Source organism: Shewanella sp. MF05956 (assembly GCF_059758055.1).
Map to the genome: position 1 here is coordinate 1 of NZ_JCAYNV010000053.1, position 631 is coordinate 631.

The 631-nt window shown below is 41.4% G+C and carries 1 tRNA gene and 1 rRNA gene; both read left to right on the forward strand.

From position 1 onward, the window contains the following. Nucleotides 1-32 precede the first annotated feature (32 nt). A tRNA-Ala gene (locus tag AC19MX_RS21115) sits at nt 33-108 on the forward strand. A 413-nt stretch (nt 109-521) separates the two neighbouring features. Then, nucleotides 522-631, forward strand: a 23S ribosomal RNA gene (locus tag AC19MX_RS21120); the annotation flags it as partial.

Below are 631 nucleotides of genomic sequence, written 5' to 3' on the forward strand. Positions count from 1 at the left end.
TTACTTGATATTAATCTCAACTGCATGTAAATGGGGCTATAGCTCAGCTGGGAGAGCGCCTGCCTTGCACGCAGGAGGTCTGCGGTTCGATCCCGCATAGCTCCACCATTTACTTGTTGGTTAAATTGGTTTGGTCAATACGCTATTAACGCGAATTGTTCACACTCATATTTAGCCACAAAAACATGCATTGGTAAGAGATGCCAAAGATAAACGAAATTTTATCTTTGGCTTTTTTAAGCCCGCTCTTTAACAATTTGGAAAGCTGATAGTACTAACTAAAGGCGCATAGATGATGATTCGTTGTCGTTTGTGTGATTACGTTAGTGCGAAAAACGTTAATACGAAAGTATTAACACTTGAGTTCTCAATACACTGTTTAAGTGTCTTGAATATTCTAAAAACTAAGGCGAGTCACACTTCCTGGTCGGGAGTGAGACAAGTAAAAACCAGCTGGTCATGATATGACCCAGAGCTCTTCTCTTGTTAATTCAAGAGTGTGAAACTCATTTGGGTTGTATGGTTAAGTGACCAAGCGTATACGGTGGATGCCTTGGCAGTCAGAGGCGATGAAGGACGTAATAACTTGCGAAAAGCGTTGGCGAGCTAGTAATAAGCATTTGAGCTAACG